The organism is Corynebacterium sp. HMSC056E09 (assembly GCF_001813425.1).
GTDB lineage: Bacteria > Actinomycetota > Actinomycetes > Mycobacteriales > Mycobacteriaceae > Corynebacterium > Corynebacterium hesseae.
The window spans coordinates 1-296 of sequence record NZ_KV812514.1; the positions used below are offsets into that span (position 1 = coordinate 1).

Sequence of the window (296 nt, forward strand, 5' to 3'; positions counted from 1 at the left end):
CTTGATTGCTATTGACCAACCCATGTCAGCACTAGCCGGCTTGACTGCTGAAACCCTGGATTTTATCGACACCATCCTGGCCGACTTCTTCACCCCCACTAAGGCGAATCAGGCTTTTCCTACCCGTAGCCAAATCAGGCGTAAAGTCCGCGATATTTGTAAAACCCTGGATGACTCCATTGCTTTTCGTGATACCCGCCCCAAAGACACCTACCGCTTTTCTTCTAATGGCACCTCTGCGTGGCTGGAACTCCAGGTTGGGGAAGATACCGGCATTAAACTCGATGCCTTCATCC

1 pseudogene is annotated in these 296 nt (G+C 51.0%); it reads left to right on the plus strand.

Features of this window, described 5'->3' with window-relative positions:
• Window positions 1-22: 22 nt before the first annotated feature.
• A pseudogene (locus tag HMPREF2912_RS11255) lies at window positions 23-296 on the plus strand (HNH endonuclease); the annotation flags it as partial.